The organism is Hoylesella shahii, from assembly GCF_937990675.1.
Classification (GTDB): domain Bacteria; phylum Bacteroidota; class Bacteroidia; order Bacteroidales; family Bacteroidaceae; genus Prevotella; species Prevotella shahii.
Window position 1 is genome coordinate 58979 of sequence record NZ_CALKQY010000014.1, and the last position, 25135, is coordinate 84113.

21 protein-coding genes are annotated in these 25135 nt (G+C 44.9%); 16 read left to right on the forward strand and 5 right to left on the reverse strand.

The genetic code is table 11. From position 1 onward, the window contains the following. Positions 1-42 precede the first annotated feature (42 nt). Positions 43-2130 carry a M3 family metallopeptidase gene (locus QME03_RS01925; RefSeq protein WP_274946464.1) on the reverse strand — a complete coding sequence of 696 codons (2088 nt, stop codon included), beginning with the start codon at positions 2128-2130 and terminating at the stop codon, positions 43-45. Between the two features lie 566 nt (positions 2131-2696). On the opposite strand from QME03_RS01925, the gene ffh reads away from it, so the two are divergent. From ffh to QME03_RS01975, 10 genes are all read left to right on the forward strand, one after another. After that, positions 2697-4049: a signal recognition particle protein gene (gene ffh, locus QME03_RS01930; protein WP_274946465.1), complete on the forward strand. Its 1353-nt coding sequence runs from the start codon at positions 2697-2699 to the stop codon at positions 4047-4049. 15 nt (positions 4050-4064) lie between these two features. Beyond that, positions 4065-4943, forward strand: coding sequence for a bifunctional methylenetetrahydrofolate dehydrogenase/methenyltetrahydrofolate cyclohydrolase FolD (gene folD, locus QME03_RS01935; RefSeq protein WP_274946478.1), 879 nt, complete (start codon positions 4065-4067; stop codon positions 4941-4943). A 55-nt stretch (positions 4944-4998) separates the two neighbouring features. Further along, complete coding sequence (locus tag QME03_RS01940; protein WP_025815473.1) at positions 4999-5178, forward strand: tetratricopeptide repeat protein; 180 nt, start codon at positions 4999-5001, stop codon at positions 5176-5178. A 150-nt stretch (positions 5179-5328) separates the two neighbouring features. After that, a complete protein-coding gene (locus tag QME03_RS01945) occupies positions 5329-5565 on the forward strand; it encodes a 4Fe-4S dicluster domain-containing protein (RefSeq protein ID WP_273113463.1) in 237 nt (78 codons plus the stop codon). 1 nt (position 5566) lies between these two features. Further along, positions 5567-6649 carry a 3-methyl-2-oxobutanoate dehydrogenase subunit VorB gene (locus tag QME03_RS01950; RefSeq protein WP_274946466.1) on the forward strand — a complete coding sequence of 361 codons (1083 nt, stop codon included), beginning with the start codon at positions 5567-5569 and terminating at the stop codon, positions 6647-6649. Then, the gene (locus QME03_RS01955; RefSeq protein WP_025815476.1) at positions 6646-7413 is read left to right on the forward strand and encodes a thiamine pyrophosphate-dependent enzyme; all 768 of its coding nucleotides are present in this window, start codon (positions 6646-6648) and stop codon (positions 7411-7413) included. The genes QME03_RS01950 and QME03_RS01955 overlap by 4 nt, the downstream gene beginning before the upstream one ends. After that, a complete protein-coding gene (locus QME03_RS01960) occupies positions 7410-7952 on the forward strand; it encodes a 2-oxoacid:acceptor oxidoreductase family protein (protein ID WP_025815477.1) in 543 nt (180 codons plus the stop codon). Before QME03_RS01955 ends, QME03_RS01960 begins: the two co-directional genes overlap by 4 nt. A gap of 473 nt (positions 7953-8425) precedes the next feature. Further along, positions 8426-10597, forward strand: coding sequence for a translocation and assembly module lipoprotein TamL (gene tamL, locus QME03_RS01965; protein WP_273261906.1), 2172 nt, complete (start codon positions 8426-8428; stop codon positions 10595-10597). Between the two features lie 81 nt (positions 10598-10678). After that, entirely contained in the window at positions 10679-11329 is a 651-nt protein-coding gene (nth, locus tag QME03_RS01970; protein ID WP_110370092.1) for an endonuclease III, read from the forward strand. 206 nt (positions 11330-11535) lie between these two features. Then, positions 11536-12237, forward strand: coding sequence for a DUF2461 domain-containing protein (locus tag QME03_RS01975; RefSeq protein ID WP_273261907.1), 702 nt, complete (start codon positions 11536-11538; stop codon positions 12235-12237). A 464-nt stretch (positions 12238-12701) separates the two neighbouring features. On the opposite strand, the gene QME03_RS01980 is transcribed toward QME03_RS01975, so the two are convergent. The 4 genes from QME03_RS01980 to QME03_RS01995 form a co-directional block, all read right to left on the reverse strand. Further along, positions 12702-13907 (reverse strand): clostripain-related cysteine peptidase, encoded by a 1206-nt coding sequence (locus QME03_RS01980; RefSeq protein WP_281723295.1) that lies wholly within the window; start codon positions 13905-13907, stop codon positions 12702-12704. Positions 13908-14076: 169 nt separating this feature from the next. Then, positions 14077-16713 (reverse strand): valine--tRNA ligase, encoded by a 2637-nt coding sequence (locus QME03_RS01985; RefSeq protein WP_281723296.1) that lies wholly within the window; start codon positions 16711-16713, stop codon positions 14077-14079. Between the two features lie 416 nt (positions 16714-17129). After that, positions 17130-17729 (reverse strand): aminotransferase class IV family protein, encoded by a 600-nt coding sequence (locus QME03_RS01990; RefSeq protein WP_025815481.1) that lies wholly within the window; start codon positions 17727-17729, stop codon positions 17130-17132. Then, positions 17698-18696, reverse strand: coding sequence for an aminodeoxychorismate synthase component I (locus QME03_RS01995; protein ID WP_281723297.1), 999 nt, complete (start codon positions 18694-18696; stop codon positions 17698-17700). The genes QME03_RS01990 and QME03_RS01995 overlap by 32 nt, the downstream gene beginning before the upstream one ends. Before the next feature lie 171 nt (positions 18697-18867). On the opposite strand from QME03_RS01995, the gene mazG reads away from it, so the two are divergent. From mazG to QME03_RS02025, 6 genes are all read left to right on the forward strand, one after another. Beyond that, positions 18868-19659 carry a nucleoside triphosphate pyrophosphohydrolase gene (mazG, locus tag QME03_RS02000; RefSeq protein ID WP_273115921.1) on the forward strand — a complete coding sequence of 264 codons (792 nt, stop codon included), beginning with the start codon at positions 18868-18870 and terminating at the stop codon, positions 19657-19659. A gap of 122 nt (positions 19660-19781) precedes the next feature. Next, the gene (locus QME03_RS02005; RefSeq protein ID WP_273146692.1) at positions 19782-20342 is read left to right on the forward strand and encodes a lipocalin-like domain-containing protein; all 561 of its coding nucleotides are present in this window, start codon (positions 19782-19784) and stop codon (positions 20340-20342) included. Between the two features lie 7 nt (positions 20343-20349). Beyond that, positions 20350-21279: a ribonuclease Z gene (locus QME03_RS02010; protein WP_281723298.1), complete on the forward strand. Its 930-nt coding sequence runs from the start codon at positions 20350-20352 to the stop codon at positions 21277-21279. Positions 21280-21669: 390 nt separating this feature from the next. Further along, complete coding sequence (locus QME03_RS02015) at positions 21670-21978, forward strand: T9SS type A sorting domain-containing protein (protein WP_025815485.1); 309 nt, start codon at positions 21670-21672, stop codon at positions 21976-21978. Positions 21979-22168: 190 nt separating this feature from the next. After that, complete coding sequence (locus QME03_RS02020) at positions 22169-23755, forward strand: L,D-transpeptidase scaffold domain-containing protein (RefSeq protein ID WP_281723299.1); 1587 nt, start codon at positions 22169-22171, stop codon at positions 23753-23755. A gap of 75 nt (positions 23756-23830) precedes the next feature. Continuing rightward, complete coding sequence (locus QME03_RS02025; RefSeq protein WP_274946473.1) at positions 23831-24376, forward strand: RNA polymerase sigma factor; 546 nt, start codon at positions 23831-23833, stop codon at positions 24374-24376. Positions 24377-25135 lie beyond the last annotated feature (759 nt).

A 25135-nucleotide genomic window follows, 5' to 3' on the forward strand; every position in this document is an offset into this window, starting at 1 on the left:
GTTATGGCCTTTAATTGGCGTGGCGATGCTTGGAGGGTGGGTTTAGTTGTTTGTGGTGATGCCGTCGCGTTGCAAAAGGGCCTCAATGGTGGGTTCGCTTCCTCGGAAACGTTTGTATAATGTCATAGGATGTTCGGTGCCACCACGTGAAAGAATATTGTCGCGGAAGCTTTGTGCCGTGGCTTGGTCGAATATTCCGTTTTTCTTAAACATGCTAAATGCATCTGCATCCAGTACTTCGGCCCACTTATAACTGTAGTATCCAGCAGCATATCCGCCCGCCATGATGTGCGAGAACTGCGTAGTCATGCATGTTTCGGGTAGTTGCTTGGTGATGATGGCTTCTTTCCACGCCTCTTTTTCAAAGGGAATGATGTCTGCCGTGAAGGCCTCCTTCTGTGTGTAATAGGCCATATCCAGTAAGCCCAGACTCACTTGTCTTAGACATCCCGAAGCCGCCATGTAGTTGCGACTCTTTACAATGCGCGCGATAAGATCGTCGGGGATGGGTTCACCTGTTTTATAATGAATGGCAAATGTGCGTAAAAAATCTTTTTCGATGGCGAAATTCTCCATAAACTGCGATGGCAGTTCCACGAAATCCCACCATACATTGGTGCCGCTTAAGCTGCTAAACCTGCTGTTGGCAAACATGCCATGCAGCGAATGACCAAACTCGTGCAAGAAAGTTTCCACCTCGCCCAGGGTTAGGAGGGCAGGTTTTTCGGCCGTGGGTTTGGTAAAGTTCATTACCACGCTAACGTGTGGCCTAACATTCTCGCCCTTGCGGTCGATCCATTGACCTTGGAATTCGGTCATCCAAGCACCACCTTGTTTGCCCTTGCGTGGGAAGAAATCGGCATAGAACACGGCAAGATAGCTGCCATCGCGGTCGAATACCTCGTAAGCCTTAACGTCGGGATGATAAACTGGGATGTCGTTATTGGGTTTAAAGGATATGCCATAGAGGCGATTGGCCAAACCAAACACGCCGTCTATCACCTTCGACAGTTCGAAATAAGGGCGGAGCATTTCGCTATCGAGGTTGTATTTTTGCATTTGCAGTTTGTGCGAATAGTAAGCCGTGTCCCAGGGTTGCATCTCAAAATCATCGCCTTCCATGTTTTTGGCCATTCGTTCCAGTTCGTGATGTTCGTTGATGGCTGTGGGTTTGTAGGCCTTAATCAAGTCGTTAAGTAGGCGATAAACATTCTCGATGTTGGTGGCCATGCGGTGTTTAAGCACATAGTCGGCGTATGTGTCGTAGCCCAAGAGTTGAGCAAGTTCTCTTCTAAGGTTCACCAGACGCTTGCAAATCTCCAAGTTGTTATTGTCGTTTTGGTGCGTGCATTCGGTGTTTCGCGCCATATACAATTGTTTGCGTAGGTGGCGTTGCGACGAATAGGTCATGAAAGGCGAGTAACTAGGGAAGTCGAGAGTAAACACCCAGCCCTCTTTCTCCTGTTCTTTAGCAGCCATAGCTGCTGCTTCGCGAGCCGTTTCGGGTAGTCCGTCAAGCTCGTTTTCGTTGGTGATGTGCAGCGTAAAAGCCTTATTTTCTTTTAAAAGGTTTTGCGAAAACTGTAGGGACAACACGCCAGCCTCTTCGGTAAGTTTGCGAAGACGCTCTTTACCTTCGTCGTCTAGAAGAGCACCGCTGCGCACAAAACCATCATAACAATTATCTAAGAGCATTTGTTCTTCGGCGTCTAGTTCGCGATGGTTTTCGTAAACATACTTAATGCGGTCGAAAAGCTTTTTGTTCAGGCGCACATCATTGGCATGCTGGGTAAGAATGGGGCTCATTTTCTGTGCCAGTTCATCCAGGTCGTCGTTAGTTTCGGCACTAAGCATGCACGAGAAAACGTTCGACACACGGTTAAGCAGGTCGTAATAATGGTCTCCGTTTTCGTTGTCGGCCCTGATAATGGTGTTTTCGAACGTTGGCGTATCGGGGTCGTTCACAAGTTTTTCAATTTCTTCTTCGTCTCTTCTAATACCTTCAAGGAACGCCTCTTCGTAGTGTTCTGTTTTGATGAGGTGGAAGGGTACGGTCTCGTGTGGTGTTGTATATTCCCCAAAAAAGGGGTTGTTTTGATATTTGCTTTCTTCTTTCAAATTTTCATTCATAACTGTAAATGTCTTCAAGCGTGTTTTTATCGCTGTTTTCGTGAGTTCGAGCGTACTTGTTGATGCTTTCTGCGGGTCTGCATGGAGCACTTGGGCTGTCTCGAAGTGCGTAAATATTGGCCCAAACCTGTAAGGCCTAGTCCCTTGTTGCGATTTTTCAATTACAAAAATAACAAATTTCGGTCAAACGGCTATCTGTTCCTTATCTTTTTAACTTATGTTAGTTTTGCAAGGGTGTTAGCTAGCTTGGCAAAGGTTGTATGATATTGTGTTTTGCGTGTAGAAATCGAGGTTTTGTTGCTCTGGTTTTTTGACTAAATTGTTTTTCAAAATACGTAAATTAAGGTGTAATGTAAAGCGTAGATATTTAACACAAAAAATACATCTGAATAAGGAAAGCAAAGTAATGAACTGTAAACGTTTCTTATTGCACATGCTAACCCAATATGCGCAGAAATGAACGACAAGTAATTTAAAATCTCTTAAAACTTGGATATAAGTATTTCCTTTTTTCCTTTTTATCACTATCTTTGCATTAAACCAATTAAAAAAGACGATAAACCTCAATGTTTGAAAATCTTAGCGACAGACTAGAACGGTCTTTTAAAATAATAAAAGGTGAAGGAAAAATCACCGAAATTAACGTAGCCGAAACCCTCAAAGATGTTCGTCGCGCATTACTTGATGCCGACGTTAACTACAAAGTGGCCAAAACTTTTACAGATACGGTGAAGCAAAAGGCATTGGGTATGAACGTGCTCACGGCTGTTAAGCCTGGTCAATTGATGGTTAAAATTGTGCACGATGAGCTTGCCACACTGATGGGAGGCGAAAGCGTGGGACTGCAACTTATCAATCGCCCCGCCATCATTTTGATGTCGGGATTGCAAGGTTCGGGAAAAACTACATTTAGTGGTAAGCTTGCCAATCTGCTCAAAGGCAAACAACACAAAAATCCATTACTCGTGGCTTGCGACGTGTATCGTCCCGCAGCCATTGAACAGCTAAAAGTGGTGGCTCAACAAGTGGGCGTGCCAGTATATAGCGAACCCGATAACAAAAATGTGGTGGAAATAGCTACAAATGCCATACGCGAAGCCAAGGCAAAAGGCAACGATGTGGTGATTGTGGATACCGCAGGACGCTTGGCGGTTGACGAAGAAATGATGGACGAAATCTATCGTCTGAAGCAGGCTTTGAACCCTGATGAGACCTTGTTTGTTGTGGACTCGATGACTGGTCAAGACGCTGTGAACACCGCTCGCGAGTTTAACGATCGGCTAGATATTGATGGTGTGGTGCTAACAAAGCTCGATGGCGACACTCGTGGTGGAGCAGCGCTCAGCATTCGCACCGTTGTTACCAAGCCAATTAAGTTTGTTGGTACAGGCGAAAAGATGGAAGCAGTAGATGTTTTCCATCCCGAGCGTATGGCCGATCGTATTTTGGGTATGGGCGATATCGTGTCGCTGGTTGAAAGAGCGCAAGAACAATTCGACGAAGAAGAGGCAAAGCGCCTGCAAAAGAAAATACAGAAGAATAAGTTTGACTTCAATGATTTCCTTAAACAGATTGAACAAATCAAGAAGATGGGAAACTTGAAAGACTTGGCTTCGATGATTCCCGGCGTTGGAAAGGCTATCAAAGATGTTGATATTGACGATAATGCTTTCAAAGGCATTGAAGCGATTATCAAAAGTATGACGCCAAAGGAAAGAACAAATCCCGAAATCCTTAATAACAGCCGTCGACAGCGTATTGCAAAAGGTAGTGGAACCAACATTCAAGAGGTGAACAAGCTGATTAAACAGTTTGATCAGACTCGAAAAATGATGAAGATGATGACTGGAACCAATATGGCGAAGATGGCAGGCATGGCGAGCAAGATGAAAGGAATGCCCGGAATGCCGAAACTTTAAAACCTAATTAGAATGATGCAGTTAATCGATGGAAAGGCAACTGCTACCGCTATTAAAGCGGAAATTGCAGAAGAAGTGAGGCAAATTGTTGCTAATGGCGGCAAACAACCACACTTGGCCGCGGTGCTTGTAGGGCACGACGGCGGTTCGGAGACCTATGTGAAGAATAAGGTGATTGCTTGCGAACAATGTGGATTTAAATCTACCCTCATTCGTTTTGAAGACAACGTCACCGAAGCTGAACTCTTGGCCTGCGTAGACAAATTAAATAAGGACGAAGATGTTGATGGGTTTATTGTGCAACTGCCGTTACCCAAACATATTGACGAACAAAAAATTGTTGAAGCAGTAGACTATCGCAAGGATGTTGACGGCTTCCACCCCATCAATGTGGGGCGCATGGCCATCGGTTTGCCCTGTTTCATCTCGGCCACTCCTCTGGGTATTATTACCCTTTTGCAACGCTATGGCATACCCACTTCGGGAAAGAAGTGCGTGGTGCTAGGACGAAGCAATATCGTGGGTAAGCCAATGGCTCAGTTGATGCTGCAAAAACAATATGGCGACGCCACTGTTACAGTGTGCCACTCACATTCGCCCTCGCTTAAAGATGATTGTCGCGAGGCTGATATCATCATCGCTGCTATCGGAAGGCCCAACTTTGTTACGGCCGACATGGTAAAAGAGGGGGCTGTGGTTATTGATGTTGGCACCACACGCGTAGAAGACCCAACACATAAAGGCGGTTTCAGGCTCAATGGTGACGTTAAATTCGATGAGGTTGCACCTAAATGTTCGTACATCACACCTGTTCCTGGTGGCGTTGGTCCGATGACCATCTGCTCGTTGATGAAGAACACCCTCTCGGCAGGTAAGAAAGAATTCTATAAATAAAGTAAGGAAGGCGAACGAGGCAATGTACCTCGTTCGCCATTCACCACAATAAGCAATGAACAGCCAAGACTATTACGAACAAGGCAATGCTTACCGCCGGCAAGGAAACTGGCAAAAGGCGTTGGAATGTTATGCGGAGGCCATAGAACTCAACCCCGATAGTCCGGCAGTACATGCAAGGGATATGCTAAACAGCATCCTGGGCTTCTACTCAAAGGATGCCCTCAATCCTTGAAAAACAACTTGCTGCGCCTTGGCGAATGGTTTTCGCTGTCGCTGCAAACAAAATTATTGCCTGGTTGGGCTGCATAATGACTATGAGCCACATGCTAAAGCCTAGCTAAAAAGAAAAAACTGCCCAAAGGCAGCCTATAAGTTAGATATTATGAACAAGATGAAAGGAGCCGTGGTTATCAACACTAACAGGTGCAAAGGTTGCAACCTGTGCGTTGTGGCTTGCCCATATACAGTGTTGGAACTGGCTCGTAAAAAGGTGAATGCTAGCGGATACGCTTATGCGCAAGCCACGAATGCCGAAGCATGCGTGGGATGTGCAGCGTGCGGAACGGTTTGTCCCGATGGCTGCATCACTGTATATAGAATGAAAGTGGAGGAGAAATAGTATGGCAGAACGTGAAGTCAGACTGATGAAAGGTAATGAAGCGATAGCCCATGCGGCTGTTCGCGCTGGCATTGACGGGTATTTCGGCTATCCTATAACCCCTCAAAGCGAAGTGATTGAAACTTTGGCCCAACTGCGCCCCTGGGAAACCACGGGCATGGTGGTGCTACAAGCTGAAAGCGAAGTGGCATCTATCAATATGCTTTACGGTGGCGGTGGATCGGGTAAACGTGTAATGACTTCTTCATCATCGCCCGGTGTGGCGCTAATGCAAGAGGGAATTTCCTATATGGCCGGTGCAGAGATACCGGGACTCATTGTTAACGTGCAGCGTGGTGGTCCTGGTTTGGGAACCATCCAGCCGTCGCAAGGCGACTATTTTCAAAGTACTCGTGGCGGTGGTAACGGCGATTACAATGTTATTGTGCTAGCCCCAAACTCGGTGCAAGAGATGGCCGACTTCGTTGATTTGGGCATGAACCTCGCCTTTAAATATCGCAATCCGGCTATGATACTAAGCGATGGTCTTATCGGACAAATGATGGAGAAAGTGGTTCTGCCACCAATGAAACCTCGTCGAACCGAAGAAGAGATTATCAAAGAATGCCCCTGGGCTTCTACAGGGCACACCAAAAATCGCGAACCCAACGTTATAACCTCGCTCGAACTGCGCCCCGAGCTGATGGAAATTAAAAATAAAGCTCTGCAAGCTAAGTACGAAGAGATACGCAACAATGAAGTGCGCTTCGAAACGTTGCACACCGACGATGCCGAATACATGTTTGTGGCATTTGGAAGTGCTGCTCGTGTGGCCGAAAAAGCCGTAGAACTAGCTCGCGAAGAGGGCTTGCGTGTGGGACTTTTCCGTCCTATTACACTTTGGCCCTTCCCAGAAAAGCAGCTCGCTAGTCTTTCAAAAGACAAGAAAGGACTGCTGGTTGTGGAGATGAATGCAGGTCAAATGGTTCAAGATGTACGATTGGCCGTGGATGGAAGTCTGCCTGTTGCTCACTTTGGGAGACAAGGTGGAGTCGTACCAGAGCCCGAAGAGATAGTAAAAGCGTTAAAGGAGAAGTTGCAATGACCACAGATATAATCAAACCAGAGAACCTCGTTTACGCCAAACCGGCGCTCTTGAACGATACAACCATGCACTATTGTCCCGGCTGTTCGCATGGCGTGGTGCATAAACTCATTGCCGAGGTTATTGCTGATATGGGCATGGAAGAGAAAACAGTGGGTGTTAGTCCTGTGGGATGTGCCGTTTTTGCTTACCGTTATATCGATATCGACTGGCAAGAAGCACCTCACGGACGTGCTCCGGCATTGGCAGTGGGAATTAAAAGACTATGGCCCAACCGCCTAGTATTTACTTATCAAGGTGATGGCGACCTCGCTTGCATCGGCACTGCAGAAACATTGCACGCACTAAATCGTGGTGATAACATCACCATCATCTATGTTAATAATGCTATTTATGGCATGACGGGTGGACAAATGTCGGCCACAACGCTGCTAGAGCAGCCCACAGCTACTTGTCCTACAGGCAGAACGCCCGAACTTCACGGCTATCCCATTGATATAACAAACCTTGCTGTGCAGCTTGAAGGTACTTGTTTTGTAAGCAGACAAAGCGTAGAAACCGTGGCAGCCATTAATAAAGCCAAGCGAGCCATTCGTAAAGCATTCGAAGCTTCGATGGAGGGTAAAGGCTCATCGCTCGTAGAAATCGTGTCAACTTGCAGCAGCGGATGGAAAATGTCGCCCGTAGCCGCCAATAAATGGATGCAAGAAAACATGTTCGACCATTATAAAAAAGGCGACTTAAAAGACAGAACGAAAGAATGAAACACGAGATAATCATTGCCGGATTTGGTGGGCAAGGGGTGCTTTCAATGGGAAAGATACTGGCCTACTCGGGCTTGATGGAAGATAAAGAGGTGACGTGGATGCCGGCATATGGACCAGAACAACGCGGAGGAACTGCAAACGTAACGGTTATTGTGAGTGATAGTCGTATATCTTCGCCTGTTCTTAGTAAGTATGATGTGGCTATTGTGCTTAACCAACCATCGCTCGATAAGTTTCAACCAAGAGTAAAACCTGGTGGTATTCTTATTTACGATGGTAACGGAATAGCCTCGCCACCTACGCGAACCGACATAAAGGTGTATCGAATGGATGCTATGGACAAGGCGGCCGAGATGCGCAATGCCAAGGTTTTCAATATGATTGTTCTTGGCGGACTGCTTAAGGTTTGTCCGGTTGTTAGCACTGAGGGCTTGAACATGGCTTTGTTTAAAACCCTTCCCGAACGCTATCACAACCTCATTCCGCTGAATATGGAAGCTGTAGAACAAGGCAAGCAAATCATTGTGGAGCAATAAGCAATACAAATGTGGCTGTCCTGAAGGCTAACGAAATACAATTGACCAAAAAAGAATTGCTGAAAAGCAGATAAACAACTTGATTTTTTTATAACTCTCTAATTTTTTGGGGGCCGGCTGCAGTGATGCACCCGGTCTTTTTTGTATTAGATACACAGCTATTGCGCGCCATTAGCCTCATCTTTTTCTTTCCTTTTGATGGAAAACGATGTGCAATGCCATCGAAAACACCAAACAAAATCTGCATTCTCATGGCTTTTTATGAGTGACGAACCATCCAGCATGTAAGAATTTACAGCACTCATGATTTTACAGCATGCCTTAACATTTCTTCTTCCACCTTTTCTTCTTTCTCGTTTGCCCGAAAACGCAAAAAGTTGTACCTTTGTGCAGAAATGGAGCGTTCAGGATTATATAAATATCAACCCCTTCAATTATTGCGTAATGCGTTAAATACCTTGCCCTTGTGGTGCATGGTTGCCTTTTTGGCTGCATGTAGTGCATCGAAGTTTGTGCCCGACGAGAGTTGTTTGCTTGAGAAAGTGGAACTGAAAAGCGACACCAAGAAGTTTAATGTGGCCTCACTCGAACCCTATATCCGCCAAAAAGCCAACTCAAAGTGGTTCTCGGTATTCAAAATTCCTCTCGGCATTTATGCCCTTTCTGGGCGTGATTCTACGCGTTGGGTTAACCGCACGCTGCGCAAAATTGGCGAAGAGCCTGTGGTGTACGACACCTTACAGGCAAAACTTTCGTGCAACGACCTTAAACTGGCTTTGCAAAACATGGGATATATGAACGGAGAGGTAGACCTTACCACCCGAGCCAAAGGCAAACACCTCACCGCTGTTTACACGTTGCATCCTGGAACGCCCTTTTTTATCAATTCGGTGCGCTATGATATTCAGGATTCGATTATTGCAAAAATGCTCGATCTGGATAATCCCAACCGACAAGAACTAAAGGCTGGCGACCCCTTCACCGTTACTCGACTTGAAGATGAACGCAAACGCATCACCCGTGTACTCATGGATAGCGGCTATTATCGGTTTCATAAAGATTTTATTCAATATGGTGCCGACTCAACAAAGGGCAGCAACCAAGTGAATTTAATGCTTCACCTGCTGCGTTATCGACCCAATAGTAGCGTTCCCGAAACGCTACACCCTCGCTATACCATACGTAGTGTGGCCTTTTCTAGCAACGATAGCACCAAGATTCACCTTCGTCAACGTGTGTTGCGACGTAGTACACTCATCAGACCGGGCGATCTTTTTAGTGCAAGTCTGCTGCAACGCACATACGCCAACTTTGCTCGTATGCAAGCTGTGCGCTATACGAACATTAGATTTCTTGAAGTTCCCGACACCACTTTGCTTGATTGCGACATCAATATCAGCACCAACAAACCTTCTTCCATCTCGTTCCAACCCGAAGGAACAAATACGGCAGGCGACCTTGGTGCGGCTGCTTCGGTTACCTACGAGAATAGAAACTTATTTAGGGGTAGCGAATTGTTGAGCATTCAGCTTCGTGCTGCTTACGAAGCTATTACCCGATTAGAGGGTTATCAAAATAAAGATTATCAGGAATATGGTGTAGAAACAAAACTTACTTTTCCTCGATTTGTAGCTCCATTATTGTCTAAAACGTTCCGCAGACGAAGTTTGGCCACCAGCGAATTGTCTCTTAACTGGAACCTTCAAAACCGTCCAGAGTTTCATCGACGCGTGTTTGCCATGGCATGGCGCTACCATTGGAACGAACCTCGCCATCACATTACCTACCGTTACGACTTCTTCGATATCAATTATGTCAATATGCCCTGGATTAGTTCGCGCTTTAAGGCCGATTATTTGGACAACGCCACCAGCCGCAATGCCATTCTAAGGTATAACTACGAAGACATTTTTATTCTTAAAATGGGTTTCGGTATGTCTTTTAATAATGGTGTAAACGCCGTGAAGCTTAATGTTGAATCGGCTGGAAACATTCTGCAGGCTGTGTCGAAGACTTTCCGTATGCAACAAAATGCTGATGGAAAATACACCTTGGTAAATATTGCTTATGCGCAATATGTGAAGTTCGATGTGGATTATACCCGTTTGTTTAAGTTTGATGAACGCAACTCTTTGGCCTTCCATGTGGGACTTGGCGTGGCCTATCCTTACGGCAACAGTACTATTTTGCCTTTCGAAAAACGCTATTTTTCGGGTGGTGCTAACTCGGTTAGGGGTTGGCGTGTACGCGAATTAGGACCGGGTTCGTTTAAAGGTACTGATGGCCGCATCGATTTTATTAACCAAACTGGTGATATGAAGCTCGACCTCAATCTCGAATATCGCACTTTCTTGGGTTGGAAACTCCATGGAGCGGTGTTTGTGGATGCTGGCAACATCTGGACTTTACGCAATTATGCTGACCAACCTGGCGGACAATTCCGCTTCAACACCTTCTATCAGCAGATTGCAATGGCCTACGGCTTAGGCTTAAGGCTGAATTTTGACTACTTTGTTTTGCGTTTCGATCTCGGAATGAAAGCGGTTAACCCAGCCTATAGTTCCACACGCGAACATTATCCGCTGTTTTATCCCAACTTCAAACGCGACTACGCTTTCCATTTTGCAGTGGGCTTCCCCTTCTAATGGGCTGGTTTTGGCTTCTTTGCACAATAAAATGTAGGCGCAATACTTTTACCACCAGTGCCAGTGTGCACTTTTTTAGCGATGACAAGAAACGAACGATATACTTACATACTAGATTATTTCCGTGCGCAATCCCCAGTCGTAACCACAGAACTGGAGTTTGGATCGGCTTTTCAATTGCTTGTGGCTACATTGCTTAGTGCCCAATGCACCGACAAACGCATCAATCAGGTAACACCAGCTTTGTTTAAACGTTTTCCAACAGCCGAAGCCATGGCCAAAGCCGATGTTGATGAGGTGTACGAATTGGTTAAATCGGTGAGCTATCCCAATGCTAAGGCTAACCATTTGGTGGCTATGTCGCGCAAGTTAGTTGATGATTTCAAGGGCGAAATGCCTAGTACCACGGCCGAACTTACCACTTTACCTGGCGTTGGACGCAAAACTGCTAACGTGTTGCAAGCTGTTTGGTTCGATAAACCCAACATGGCGGTTGATACGCACGTGTATCGTGTGAGCCATCGCATGGGCTTAGTGAGTAAAAAGGCTAACACGCCTTTGAAGGTTGAACAGGAATTGCTGCGCCATATTCCCACAGCTGATGTAAATAAGGCACACCATTGGTTGCTTTTGCATGGACGATATGTTTGCACTAGCCGAAAAGCAAAATGCGAAGAGTGTGTTTTTAATGATATTTGCCCTAAGCTTTTGGAGGGTTCTAAACTCGAATAAAGGTGAAAGGACTTTTAAAGGTGAAAAGGTGAAAAGGTGGTTTGGTACTGTTTTGTTTGCGGTGTATTTCCTGTAAATAGTGAATGTTGTGCCAATAGAGTATGATTCTAGAATTAGGTTCTGTACGAAACTGCTGATGTAAACAACTATAATGAGGGCTATGCGATTACCGTTTATAGCTTGATAAGTAATAAATATAAGTGAAGATGGACGTAAAGCGTATCTTAAACTATCTTGCCGACCTATCGGCTAACAACAATCGCGACTGGTATCAGGCGCATAAAGATGAATATTTAGTTTGCCGTGCCGATTTTGAAGAGGGGGTTAGGCAAGCTTTGGCCGCCATTTCGGTGTTTGATAACGAGATGAGCCATTTACAAGTAAAAGATTGCGTTTATCGGTTTAATCGTGATACTCGCTTTTCGGCCGACAAGTCGCCATATAAGAACCACTTTGGCGCATACATGTGTGCCAAGGGTAAGAAGGCGTTACGTGGTGGATATTACCTGCATGTGGAACAAGGACATTGTCTTTTGGCTGTGGGTGGCTACTGGTTGCCCACGAATATTCTTACTTCGTGCCGCAACGAGATTATGGGCAATATCGATACTTGGCGTGGCATTGTGGAAAACAAAGACTTTGTTGAACTCTTTGGTTTGCCCAATGCTAGTAAATGGGGTGAAGGGTCGCGCGGATTCGGTCTCGAAGCGCTTAAAAGTGCACCCAGTGGATTTCCTCGCGACTATGAGTTTATACAGTATTTGCGCATGAAAGATTATTGTGCTTGGGTGAAAGTGCCCGATAATTTCTTTGAAGGTGATGGCTGGATTGACGAGATGGCACGTATATTTAAGGTGGGTAAGCCCATGATGGACTTCATGAATAATGTGATTGATGATTATGAGTAAGGGAAGAAAACCCCACAACAAGGCTCACACCACCCTACAAGAAGTCTCATCCCCTAACCCCTCTCCAAGGGGAGAGTGGAGTGATATGCTTTGTTTATAACGTTTAAAAGAGCGGTTAAGGAGAGTACAAAGCAGCTTGTACTTACGCTACAAGGCGCTTGTACTGCCGCTACAAGATGCTTGTAGTGACACTCAAGGTTTTTGTACTGTCGCTACAAGGTATCTTGTACCGACTGTTTTGATTCAGAAGAGGTGTTGTTTACCAGGGTTTGTGTTTTAACAAGCGAACTTAACAATCCCTCATAGCTATAACATAGTGAGCGAAAAATGAAATGCCTACGGCTTCTAACAACAAGAAGACGTAGGCATTTGTACGTTAAACCACAATGGTAAGCAATTGTATTGTTTGGATATCTGATGGCGTTGGAGGCATAAGTTTTTATTTCCTTTGTTCACTACTATTATTAATGTGTAGCTTTCCACCAGCCAGTTGCCTTTTTAGTGGTTGAAGCGTTCTCGAAAGCCGACACGGTGGGGTCGCTAATGGTAATTCCACTATAATTGTTAACTTGAATGGTGTTGCTGGAAATTTGTCCAAGAGCAGTGTATATAAAACGTGTGCACGATTTATATGGCACCAAGCGCTTGAGGGCCGTTTGCATATCAAGGGCCAAATGTCGGGTGCTAGGCGTGTTGCAAAGCTTATTTACGTAGTCGCCCATATCAAAGAAAATGGTATGTTGATAGCCATCCAGTCGCTGAATGTCCACCCAATTGGGTGCAGCGTGTGCTCCTGAGGTGGAAGCATTGATGGTTCTCATCAGTCCAATTACCTCGTCTACTTTGCTACAATCGGTAATTCCGATGTTACCATAAGGATAAGTGTAGTTAGAATAGAAGCGATGAAATTCGTTAACCACCTCTTGATAGTTGGGTTTAGCCTGCGCTAGGTGTTTCCAAATAAGCTTATAGGGCATGCCATAGGCCATAATCTCGCTGCAGCAACCAATGAGATAGTCGGTAGCCTGGCGCATTTCGTAGGCCACTTCGATGTTAGACATATAACAATCGTCGAACATCACAAACTGCATGTGCATTTTTGATTGACTTATGGCAGCAGCCAAGGTGCTAATATTGGTTTGGTAAAAGTGCTCTGTACCGCCAAAATAGCGTGTTTGTGCCCTGCTCACGCCCTCTTTATACAGCCATCCCGTGCCATGGCAGCCCACAATGAGGGCATAGCTTTCTGCTGGAGCTTTGGTTTTGACAGTGGATAACAGGCTTGAAAGACCATTAACGGTGGTGTAGGCAGGCATATTTGAAGAGTTGAATTTTTGCAAGGTGTCTTGCTTACACTCACCTTTATCCGTATATTTCACCTCCATCAGCAATGCAGTGTTAGCAGATGTGGCAATAAACACCATCAGTTTGTTTCGCCCCAGTCCCTTTCCGGTAGTGATGGCATCTTTAATATCGTTGATGTTTTGTAAGAAATTGGAATACAAGCTATTGTCTTCGCTTGTTCTCGAAGCGCTCCACGGCATGTAAACAAAGATTGTTTTAGCGTTTATTGGTTCAGGAACGGGGTATGGTTCTGGCACATCTTTGTGACAACCTGCAATGAAGAGCGTTGCCAAGAGTATGAGTAGCACGTTGATTTTATTTTTCATGAAGGTGGTGTTAGGTGTTGAAATGAGAAGAAGTTCCTGCACCATTTGTTGCCATTAAGCCTCAATATAGCAGTAAGGTGTGAGTAAGGTTACTCACGATGGTACCAAGTGGTACAGGAACTTCGATTAAAACTCTCTAAAGGGGATGGCCTAAGATTACCATCCGTATTTATTTTTTCTTTAATTCTTCGATAGACGCTTTCAGCGCAGCAATCTTTTCTTCCGAGTCGCTTTGTTTTTTGCGTTCCAAAGCCACAACGGCTTCGGGTGCGTTAGCCACAAATCGTTCGTTAGATAGTTTTTTCTTGATGCCGGTAAGGAAGCCTTCGAGGTGAGCCAATTGTGCCTCTAGTTTACTAATCTTTGTTTCAAAGTCAATTAGATTGCCAACATGTATAACAAATTCGTGGGTCTCAACCATGAAAGTATAAGTTCCATTTGTTATAGGAGGCTCACTTGTAAAGCCTACATTGGCCATCTTTTCAATTAGACTTACATAGTCTTTCCAAATGTTTTCTTTGCCCATGTATCGTAGGTCGAACTTGTCTTTTGGGGACAATCGCTCTTGACTACGCATCGTTCTCACGCCACTGATAATCTGTTTGACTAATTCCATCTTGGCATTCAGCTTATTGTCGGCCTCCGTGAGCGCATCTATTTTTAGGCATTGGCACATAATCGACTCGCCCTCTTTGCGTTCGGCGATGTGCTGCCACAACTCTTCGGTGATGAAAGGCATGAAGGGATGCAGCATGTTGAGCAGCGTTTCGAAGTAGCGCAGCGTAGCTTTGTAAGTCTCGTTGTCGATGGGTTGGCCATAAGCAGGCTTCACCATTTCGAGATACCAACTAGAAAATTCGTCCCAGAAGAGGCGATAAACGGCCATAAGGGCTTCCGAAATGCGATATTTAGAGAACAAGTCGTTTAGTTCTTCGTTGGTTTGGCGTAGCTTGGCTTCGAACCATTGACAAGCAATTCGGCTTGCTTCGGGTTGTGCTTGGTTGCTAACCTCCCAGCCTTTAACCAGTCTAAACGCATTCCAAATTTTATTATTGAAGTTGCGCCCTTGTTCGCACAGTGTCTCATCAAACAGAATGTCGTTGCCTGCAGGTGCCGAAAGCATCATGCCCATTCGCACACCGTCGGCGCCATATTGTTCAATCAGTTCGATGGGGTCGGGCGAATTGCCTAATGATTTTGACATCTTACGGCCTAATTTATCGCGCACGATACCCGTGAAATACACATTCTTGAAAGGCATCTTACCACGATATTCGTAGCCAGCCATAATCATACGGGCCACCCAGAAGAAGATAATATCAGGACCAGTAACGAGGTCGCTTGTGGGATAATAATAGTTTATCTCCTCGTTGTTAGGTTGGTTGATGCCGTTAAACACAGAGATGGGCCATAACCACGATGAGAACCAGGTGTCAAGGCAGTCTTCATCCTGCTCTAAGTCGGTTGTAGTTATGGTGTTGCATATAGCTTTAGCCTTGGTCAGGGCCTCTTCTTCGTTCAATGCCACCACGCATTCTCGTTTTCCATTGGCTGTGAAGTAATAGGCTGGTATGCGGTGTCCCCACCACAGTTGTCGGCTGATACACCAGTCTTTGATGTTTTCCAGCCAGTGGCGGTAAGTGTTTTTGTATTTCTGCGGATAGAAAGCAATGTCGTCGTCCATAACAGGTTGCAGAGCCAAATCGGCGAAATGCTGCATCTTAAGGAACCATTGGGTAGACAATTTGGGTTCGATGGGCACGTGTGTACGTTCAGAATAGCCCACCTTATTATCGTAATCCTCCATTTTCTCCATCAATCCAGCCGCCTGTAGGTCGTTAGCAATTTGCTTACGCACGTCCATGCGGTCCATACCCACGTACAAGCCAGCAGCTTCAGACAAAGTACCGTTGTCGTTAAAGATGTCGATAGAGTCCAGTCCGTGTTTCAATCCCAAGTTATGGTCGTTGATATCGTGTGCAGGCGTAACCTTTAGGCAACCCGTACCAAATTCGATATCTACATAATCGTCTTCGATAACGGGAATTTCGCGGCCCACCAGTGGCACGATAACGTGTTTACCCTTAAGCCAAGTGTTCTTTGGGTCGTTGGGGTTGATACACATGGCGGTATCGCCCATGATGGTTTCTGGGCGAGTGGTGGCTACTACGGCATACTTACCAGGTTCTTCAACCACCATATATTTAAGATAGTAAAGCTTAGAGTGCTCTTCTTTGTACACCACTTCCTCGTCAGAGAGAGCCGTTTGTGCTTGAGGATCCCAGTTAACCATGCGCACCCCGCGGTAAATCAGCCCCTTTTCGTAGAGGTCGCAGAACACTTTAAGCACACTTTCCGAGCGTTCGTCGTCCATTGTGAAAGCCGTTCGGTCCCAATCGCACGAAGCGCCCAATCGTCTAAGCTGTTTAAGGATGATGCCACCGTGTTCGTGTGTCCAGTCCCACGCGTGTTTTAAGAACTCATCTCGACTCAAGTCGGTTTTCTTCACGCCCTTTTCGGCCAATTTAGCCACTACTTTAGCCTCGGTGGCGATAGAAGCGTGGTCGGTTCCAGGCACCCAACAAGCGTTCTTACCCTCCATTCGTGCACGGCGAACGAGGATGTCTTGTATTGTATTGTTAAGCATGTGGCCCATGTGAAGTACACCCGTAACGTTGGGTGGGGGGATAACCACGGTGTAAGGTGCCCTTCCGTCGGGCTTGCTAGCAAAGAGTTTATTGTCTAGCCAATATTGATACCATTTGGTTTCCACTTCTCTGGGGTCATACTTACTTGCTATTTCCATATCCTGTGTTGTTATTATAATTCAACCTTTATTGTGTACAGACTGCAAATTTACTAAAAAACATTGGATTAACGCCACTAACTACAGTGCTAATACGCATAAAATTAGCTACTTGTTTGTGACAGGTGTGTTGGGTTGGTGTTTCAAAGGTTGGGTTGGTGTGGGTTGTGTAGGCGTATTTCTCGTTTGTTTTGTATGGTTTTGGCTCTTTTCGTAAAGATTTTTGTACAAAAAATGCACTGTAAGCTGATAAAAAGTGGAGTAAAATGCTTACAAATGTTTTTCTAATAACGCTGCCATATAGACGCAATTGTGTAAAAACTTTAGTCGAAATGTTTATAAGAAGGTTATGGCTTATTGTGTAGTCTTCATCCTTATTAGTGCATTGTACAAGCCTTGGTGATTGTTTAGTTGCACTAAAAGCTTGAGATATTGGCGATGGGTAACTCCAATTCGTGCGCATCAATCATGGCATTGAAGAGCATAATGCGTTGAAACGAGGAGATGGAGGCAGGCGAGATGTGTGCTTCTTTTATTTTGTTGTGTTGCAAAAGCCATTGGCGCATCGTGCCATTAAGTAGCGGTTGGGCAGGTGTGAGCCATTGTTGACCATCGTAAAAAGCCACGTTGGTGAACGATGTGTCGGTAATCAGTCCGCCTTTAACGATGAGCACCTCGTCACAATCCTTACGAAGTGTCAGCAGGTGGTTAAGTTGTTGGCGGTTGGTGCTTTTAAAATGGTAGTCGATGTGGTTGTCTTCCACCAGTTGCAGACTTTGGATATCGCGTTTTCGGTAAGGTTCGAACGAAGTTTCTCTAACCCCGTTAACATCATAAACCACCCTGGCCTTGATTCGTTCGTTGCTTAAGGGAGAAGCTTCGAGCCATTTTTGCAAGTCAAGGGGTGCCACGAGTGGTGCGAAATGAGCACGCGTGGCATCCATACGAGCTTGGTGTAGCGGTAAGTTAATGGGTTTGCCGCCTTCAATCCTTATTGTTTCTACAAACTGGTGCATACACTTTTTCAATCACTTCGTGGTATTCGTCTTTCCAATTACTTTTGGCGGTGATGCCACCTCCAGCTTTAAAATAGAGATTTCCTTGCTGTAGGTCGACAAATCTAATCATTACAGCACTATCCAATTCGCCGTTATCCCATCGTCCCATCACGCCTGTATAGAAATCGCGATGATAGTTTTCTGCCTCGGCGATAATCTCCACCGTCTTCTTTTTGGGTGCGCCAGTTATCGAGCCAGCAGGCAATTGCGAGAAAATAACATCGCCAGGACGATGCATTAAGTGAGGCAAAAGTTGTCCCTTTATTTCAGAGCTGGTTTGCAAAAGCGGTCCGCGGTGAGTGTTTAATCGTTCAATATATCGGTATCGCTCCACATGCACGTTATTGGCCACCATGCTTAGGTCGTTTCTTATGAGGTCGACGATGGTGGCATGTTCGGCAGCTTCCTTCTCATTGTTCATCAAAAATTGCGCCGACGAAGGCGAAACATCTTCGGCAGTGCCCTTCATGGGGTACGAACTAATTTCTCCTTGTTTAATCTTTACAAATGTTTCGGGCGAAAAACACACTAGTTTATTTTTTATCCAAAGTCGATAACGCGCCTCGGCCACATTAAAAAGGTCGAGCAATGAAAGGTTGGTTTGCAGAGCAACGCAGCAAGTAAGGTTGGCCAAATAGCTGTTTCCGGCCAGCATAGCATTTCTAACGATGTTGAAACTCTTTAGGTATTCCGACTCCGAGGGTGGGTCAATGCACCATTCAATATTCTTGTTAGCAGGAAGTGTGGCGTGTGTGGCGTTTCCTTTTCCGTTGAAGCAATACTTCAATTCGTTGGCGTCAACTTCGTTTTCAGGAACAACCACAGCACAGTTAGCCTCGTAATTGATTACGAAAATAAACGGTATGGCCTTTGCAGCCAAGTCGTTCATTCGCTGTTGGGCCTCCTCTCGATTGTAAAAGTTCATTTTCTAACTTGCGTTTTTGATGGTGTAAAAGTACGAATAAAAAGTGAAATGCCGAAATGTAGCAGTTTTATTCAGCGAAACACTTATTTTTTTAGTATCTTTGCAACGGCAGAAAGATTTTAAACCCGTGCCAAGAAGTTTGGCAGCCTATGCCATCACCTAATATATAGTATGCATACAAAACAAGAAAAGATGGAAGCCTTTGGGCGATTGCTCGATGTGCTCGACGATTTGAGAGAGAAATGCCCGTGGGACAAGAAGCAAACCTTCGAAAGCCTGCGCCCAAATACGATAGAGGAAACATACGAATTGTGCGATGCTCTGGCCAAGAACGACATGAAAAATGTTTGCAAAGAATTGGGAGATGTGTTGATGCACATGGTATTCTACGCCAAGATGGCCAGCGAACAGGGCGAATTTGATATCGCTGATGTGTGTAATAAAGAGGCCGACAAGCTGATTTTTAGACATCCGCACATCTATGGCGACGTGCAAGCAGACAATGTTGACCAGGTATTGAAAAACTGGGAGCAGATAAAGTTGCAAGAAAAAGATGGTAATAAAACGGTGCTTTCGGGCGTGCCCGACGCCTTACCCAGTATGATTAAGGCTTATCGCATACAGGATAAGGCCCGAAACGTGGGGTTTGATTGGAAAGAGAAAAACGACGTTTGGGCCAAAGTGCGCGAAGAACTGGACGAACTGGAAACCGAACTCAAACGCGAAGATAAGGAGCGATCTACCCAAGAACTGGGCGATTTCTTGTTTAGCGTAATCAATGCGGCCAGACTTTACCATCTCAATCCGGATAATGCTTTGGAGAAAACCAACCAGAAGTTCATCAGAAGGTTTAATTATGTGGAGCAACATTCTATTAAAGTGGGGAAACCTCTCACGGAAATGTCGCTTGAAGAGATGGACAAATTATGGAATGAGGCCAAGCAAGAAGAAGGCAAACAGTAGGGCAAAATTCAACCCAATAGTGTTTTAACCTGATAGCTTGTGCAACTGTGGCATCAATTCTAACAGGTTGGTTAACAAAGAAATCACAATATTAAGTACAAATACATTTAAAAAAATAGCTCATGAATAGAAAACTATCAACCATATTAATGGTCGTGTTTGTCGCTTTGGTCTTTGTGGCATGCGATGGCGACAAGAAAAAGAACAATAAACAACAGTCGTTGTCAACGATGGAAGAAAGCAAAGGCGACTCAACCATGTATGGCGTATGTGGCGATAACACAGGAATGCATGTGTTGGAGTTAATTACCGTGCAAGGCGACACGCTAAGTTATGTGTTCGATGTTGAGGATGGCGCTACTGTTAAGGGTGGAATATTGGCCGGAGACCGATTAGCCGTGGTGGGATATAAAAATGCTGACGGTGAAAACGAAGCAACCGAAGTGTTGAATCTCACAACGTTGATGGGAAAGTGGCGCAGCATTGACAAGCAATTTGAATTGATGGAGGACGGTACTGTGCTGTCGGGAGTGAAAGAAGAATCGCAGCCTTGGACCGCATGGAAAGTGTATAACGGTAAGCTTCTACTTAATAAAGACACCTTCTCGGTGAACGCTTTGGGTGCCGACTCGCTCTATTTGGAGAACGCACACGGCATTTTCACCTTCACACGCCAAAAATAATACGCCCTTGGAACCGTTTAAAGTTCATATCCTGGGTTGTGGCAGTGCGTTGCCAACGCTGAAACATAATGCCACATCGCAGGTGGTAGACATCCGTGGCAAACTCTTTATGATAGATTGTGGCGAGGGGACGCAGGTTCAATTGCGTCGCTCGCACATTCGTTTCACGAAGATAGGAGCAGTGTTTATTTCGCATTTGCATGGCGACCACTGTTTCGGGCTCATCGGGATGATATCCACATTTGGCTTGCTTGGTCGCACGGCAGCCTTGCATGTATATGCTCCAACCGAACTAGGTTCAATACTTCGCACGCAGCTCGATTTCTTTTGCGCGGGCATAGAGTTCGAAGTGGTGTTTCATGCAGTAGACACAACCGTGCAACAAGTGATTTATGAAGACAAAAGTATCACCGTTGAGAGTGTTCCACTCGAACATCGTATCAGCTGCTGTGGTTTTATTTTCCGCGAAAAAGCATTGCTTCCGCACATACGTCGCGATATGATAGACTTCTATCGCATACCAGTGAGTCAGATAAACAATATTAAATTAGGAGCCAACTGGGTGGACGAAGAGGGGCAAACGGTGTTAAATTCACGTCTCGTCACACCATCAGCACCAGCCAGGGCGTATGCTTATTGTAGCGATACACGTTATATGCCCGAGCTACACAAGGCCGTGCAGGGGGTAGATGTGCTTTATCACGAGGCCACTTACGACGCCAAAATGGCATCGCGAGCACGACTCTATTATCACAGCACAGCCGAAGAAGCAGCTAAAGTGGCTCGCGATGCAGGGGTGGGTAAACTGGTTTTGGGGCATTATAGTGCCCGTTACGAGGCCGAAGACCTATTGCTTACCGAGGCTAAAGCAATCTTTCCTAACACTATTTTAGGGCAAGAAGGTATGGAAGTGTGGATTGATGCGAAGGCAGATTAATAAGGTGACGAGTTAATAGGGTGGGGAGTTAGCTGTTCTGCGTGTTAACAAGTTCAACATAGAACTGCAATCCTAATCACAGGAGTAGCATAATAATCTATATCTGATAAGCACTTCAATGTTGACTTCACAAAAACGCACTCGTTGTTGAGTTTTTAACAAATGTTTCGTTAGTACATATTTGTGTCTAATCGTGATGAAAAACAAGTGGATGAGGTGCGAATTAAAAAGAATAATTGCGCCAAAATCCCTCGAAGTATGTCGCAAAAGCACATAAAATAAGTGCATTTGTTAAATAGGTTTAACAATGGGAGCATTGCATTTGTTTGTTATCTTGATTTACATCAAAAAATGTTATATTTGCAGGTAAAACAAGAAAACACTGCGTATATGGCAAAAACGTTACTTACAATATTATTTACAACCGCCCTGTTTGTGGGCAGTCCGCTAGCATCGAGAGCCAATAGTGCAATCGAGTTTGTGGATAACGACTTCCAAAAGGTGGTAATCACCGTGTCGGAGTCAACTATTCATGTGGCTGGAGGTGCAGGGCAGATGCTGGCTATCTACGATTTGGCAGGCGTAAGAGTGGCTTATCTCAAAATAGATAGTGCTGAAAAGCATTTCGATTTGGGACTGCCTAAGGGCTGCTATATCATAAAAGTGGGCAAGGTGGTACGCAAAATAGCCATTAGGTAGCATAGATATTTGTGGTAATCTAAACCCGATGGCGTTGTGATGAGAGCTAGATGAGTGCGCCTACAGTGTGCGGGATTAGCTCGTTGCAATTTAAAAACAGGCCAATCTTTGCGTAACCATCAGAAAAATGCAAATCAAACACAGTATAAAAAGAAATAATTGGGCCGCACAAAACAATAGCGGCATGTTAATGAGATATATTCTGGAACTAGGTAAGTCCTTTTCTTTGTTTATAGGTAAGTTCCTTTCTTTGGTGCTCTTCGCAAGTGGCTTTCTCGTAGCTTGTAGCGAGAAAGGAGATGTGGAGCGCCCCATTCCGTCGTATGATGGCCTAAATGCAATGAGAAAAGATGCTTTTAGGTTTGATGCTAACGAAATTCAACAGCATATCTATCGGTTGGCCAAGGCCGATAACGACACGCTTGTGGCCGATGCTCGCACCCGTAGATATTATAAAGATGGCGGAAACCTGCTTTGGATAGACAGGTTTGGTGTAGATGAAAGAGCAGATAGTGTTCTTGCTTACCTTAATGAGGTGGAAGAAATGGGCTTTTCAAAAAGAGTATTTGGTGTAAATCAGATTGAGCGCGACCTACAACGTCTGCGCACTTTAGATGTGGATACGGGCGTGAAAAATGTTAATCGCGTGGCAGCTAGAATAGAATACAACCTCACCAAGGCTTTTTTACGCTATACAGCAGGCCAGCATTATGGCTTTACGAACCCCTCGCAGATATTCAATCGCTTAGATGTCCGCGAGAAAGACTCGGTTCGTACCACTTATCGAGTGTTGTTTGATATTCCTATTAAACGTGCTTCGAAAGACTTTTACACCATGGCTTTGCGTAAAGTATATAACGATTCGGTGGCTCTTTTTCTGCGCGAAGCTCAACCGCAAAATGCACTTTATGCCCAATTAATAAAGTATTTTAAGGGCAAAACTCTGTCGTCGGCCGACCGAGTGCGCATGTTATGCAATCTCGAACGCAGTAGATGGCGTCAAAATGATTATCCGCAAAACCATCGTAAATATGTTATTGTAAATGTGCCATCGTTTCATCTCGATGCAGTGGATGGGGATAGCGTGTTGAATATGCGCATGGCTTGTGGCACATTAGAAACAAAAACTCCTTTGCTTAACAGTTGTTTCATTCGTATGGATGTCAATCCGCAATGGATTATACCGCGTAGCATCATCAAAAAAGAGGTGGTGGGGCATGCTGGTAATCCCGATTTTTTTAGTAAACGCAGGTATTTTATCCTACATCGACCCTCGGGTAAACGTGTAGATCCAGCAATGGTGTCGGCTTGTATGCTGCTCAATTCAGAATATTTTGTTGTGCAAGAGGGTGGCGAAGGCAATTCGCTGGGTCGTATTGTATTCAGATTTAACAACAATTTCTCCATTTTCATCCACGATACATCCTCTAAATGGGCTTTCGATAGAGACAACCGCGGAGTCTCTCACGGCTGTATCCGTGTGCAAAAACCGTTTGAACTGGCTGTTTTCCTATTGGGTAATAAGAATAAAACCGTCATCGATAAAATACATTATTCGATGCAGGCCGACCTGACGAAGCCCAAAGACGACGAAGCCCCCAAACCAAAACTAGACCCTCAACGGCTGGTTAACAGCGTAAAAGTAAATCCACATATTCCACTGTTCATCGCCTACTATACGGTTTATCCCGATAATAAAGGCAAGATGTACACTTACGACGATATATATGGCTACGATAAGGTACTTTATGGCTACCTACGCCACTTTGCACTTTAAGTGTTTGCCCTACATTTTGCAACATCACATCTACAATTCACACCAACGACAAAATTGTTTTGCACCAACGGCGTAATGAATGATATAGACGAACAACTACTGTTGCAACGTTTGGCCACACCAGCCACACGCCACGAGGCCTTCGAACTATTGGTGAAGACCTATGCACAACCGCTTTATTGGAAGATAAGGCGCATGGTGCTTGTGCATGAAGATGCCGACGACTTGGTGCAAAATGTGTTTCTAAAGGCGTGGAGCGCATTAGATAATTTCAAACAGCAGGCAAAACTCTCCACGTGGCTCTATCGAATAGCCATTAATGAGGCGCTAGACTTTTTGCGCAAACAGAAAAATGCCACTAGCTTGCAAGGCACTTCCGACCATACACTGGCCAATCAATTGCTGGCCGATGATTATTTTGATGGTGATGCCACGCAAGCTCGTTTGTTGGAAGCCATTGCCGAGTTGCCCGAAGTGCAACGAACCGTGTTTAACCTTCGTTATTTCGACGACATGAAATACGAAGAAATTAGCGTTATTCTCTCAACTAGCGTTGGTGCATTAAAGGCTAGTTATCATTTGGCCGTAAAGAAATTAAGGAAGATAATGGATGTGGAATGAACCATTGCCTTTTTTATTGAAAGTATTGTGCAACGAAATTCAACCTTGACAGCCTTGTTTCGCCATTTTATTGTGTTGAAGTCGTTTTGACTTTTAAATTGAGAGGAGTTTATTATCTTTGTGCTGTAATAACCAGATAAACACCACGCTAATGTGCGAAGTACTGCACAAAGATACGATAAAACCTGAAATTCTGCCCCATTTGTCTGTGTCTAAACATAGTTGTTTCTCAAAAAGGTGACCAGGTAAAAGGTATTCAATACATTTTCCACAAGTTGAAAACTGGCTGTCAATTCCATCTTACTTCTGCTTTTCCATGATGTTGTTTCCGCTGCCCATGAGAAGTATGCCCTGTCACCGCTTGCGTTGTAAGTTGTAAGCGTACGCGCTTTCCGTTCCGTTGCCCATGCACGTGTACACCGCACAATTGTTTTTGTCTAGTTTTTAGCAATAAATTTAACACTATTAGTGCCTTTTTTATCCACCAACCTCCCACCTTGCCGCAAAAAATCGATTCTCGCGAAGGTTTGTTTTGATGCAAAAAGGGGTTGGTTTGTGTATGCGACAAAATGAATTTATATTTAAAAGCACCACCGCCTGCACCAGTTTTTGGGCTATTTGCCACTAAATACAAGGTGAAATGGTGCAAAACGCAGTGTGTTTTACTGCTAAATGCAGTGCGTTTTGATGCTAAACGCAAGGTAAAATGGTGCTAAACGCAGTGCAAAATGCTGCTAAATGCAAGACGAAAAGCATAAA

Excerpts from the sequence above, each read along its gene's own strand:
- QME03_RS01925 (WP_274946464.1), bottom strand. The coding sequence starts at position 2,130 with ATGAATGAAAATTTGAAAGAAGAAAGCAAATATCAAAACAACCCCTTT.
- ffh (WP_274946465.1), top strand. The coding sequence starts at position 2,697 with ATGTTTGAAAATCTTAGCGACAGACTAGAACGGTCTTTTAAAATAATA.
- folD (WP_274946478.1), top strand. The coding sequence starts at position 4,065 with ATGCAGTTAATCGATGGAAAGGCAACTGCTACCGCTATTAAAGCGGAA.
- QME03_RS01940 (WP_025815473.1), top strand. The coding sequence starts at position 4,999 with ATGAACAGCCAAGACTATTACGAACAAGGCAATGCTTACCGCCGGCAA.
- QME03_RS01945 (WP_273113463.1), top strand. The coding sequence starts at position 5,329 with ATGAACAAGATGAAAGGAGCCGTGGTTATCAACACTAACAGGTGCAAA.
- QME03_RS01950 (WP_274946466.1), top strand. The coding sequence starts at position 5,567 with ATGGCAGAACGTGAAGTCAGACTGATGAAAGGTAATGAAGCGATAGCC.
- QME03_RS01955 (WP_025815476.1), top strand. The coding sequence starts at position 6,646 with ATGACCACAGATATAATCAAACCAGAGAACCTCGTTTACGCCAAACCG.
- QME03_RS01960 (WP_025815477.1), top strand. The coding sequence starts at position 7,410 with ATGAAACACGAGATAATCATTGCCGGATTTGGTGGGCAAGGGGTGCTT.
- tamL (WP_273261906.1), top strand. The coding sequence starts at position 8,426 with ATGGTTGCCTTTTTGGCTGCATGTAGTGCATCGAAGTTTGTGCCCGAC.
- nth (WP_110370092.1), top strand. The coding sequence starts at position 10,679 with ATGACAAGAAACGAACGATATACTTACATACTAGATTATTTCCGTGCG.
- QME03_RS01975 (WP_273261907.1), top strand. The coding sequence starts at position 11,536 with ATGGACGTAAAGCGTATCTTAAACTATCTTGCCGACCTATCGGCTAAC.
- QME03_RS01980 (WP_281723295.1), bottom strand. The coding sequence starts at position 13,907 with ATGAAAAATAAAATCAACGTGCTACTCATACTCTTGGCAACGCTCTTC.
- QME03_RS01985 (WP_281723296.1), bottom strand. The coding sequence starts at position 16,713 with ATGGAAATAGCAAGTAAGTATGACCCCAGAGAAGTGGAAACCAAATGG.
- QME03_RS01990 (WP_025815481.1), bottom strand. The coding sequence starts at position 17,729 with ATGCACCAGTTTGTAGAAACAATAAGGATTGAAGGCGGCAAACCCATT.
- QME03_RS01995 (WP_281723297.1), bottom strand. The coding sequence starts at position 18,696 with ATGAACTTTTACAATCGAGAGGAGGCCCAACAGCGAATGAACGACTTG.
- mazG (WP_273115921.1), top strand. The coding sequence starts at position 18,868 with ATGCATACAAAACAAGAAAAGATGGAAGCCTTTGGGCGATTGCTCGAT.
- QME03_RS02005 (WP_273146692.1), top strand. The coding sequence starts at position 19,782 with ATGAATAGAAAACTATCAACCATATTAATGGTCGTGTTTGTCGCTTTG.
- QME03_RS02015 (WP_025815485.1), top strand. The coding sequence starts at position 21,670 with ATGGCAAAAACGTTACTTACAATATTATTTACAACCGCCCTGTTTGTG.
- QME03_RS02020 (WP_281723299.1), top strand. The coding sequence starts at position 22,169 with ATGAGATATATTCTGGAACTAGGTAAGTCCTTTTCTTTGTTTATAGGT.
- QME03_RS02025 (WP_274946473.1), top strand. The coding sequence starts at position 23,831 with ATGAATGATATAGACGAACAACTACTGTTGCAACGTTTGGCCACACCA.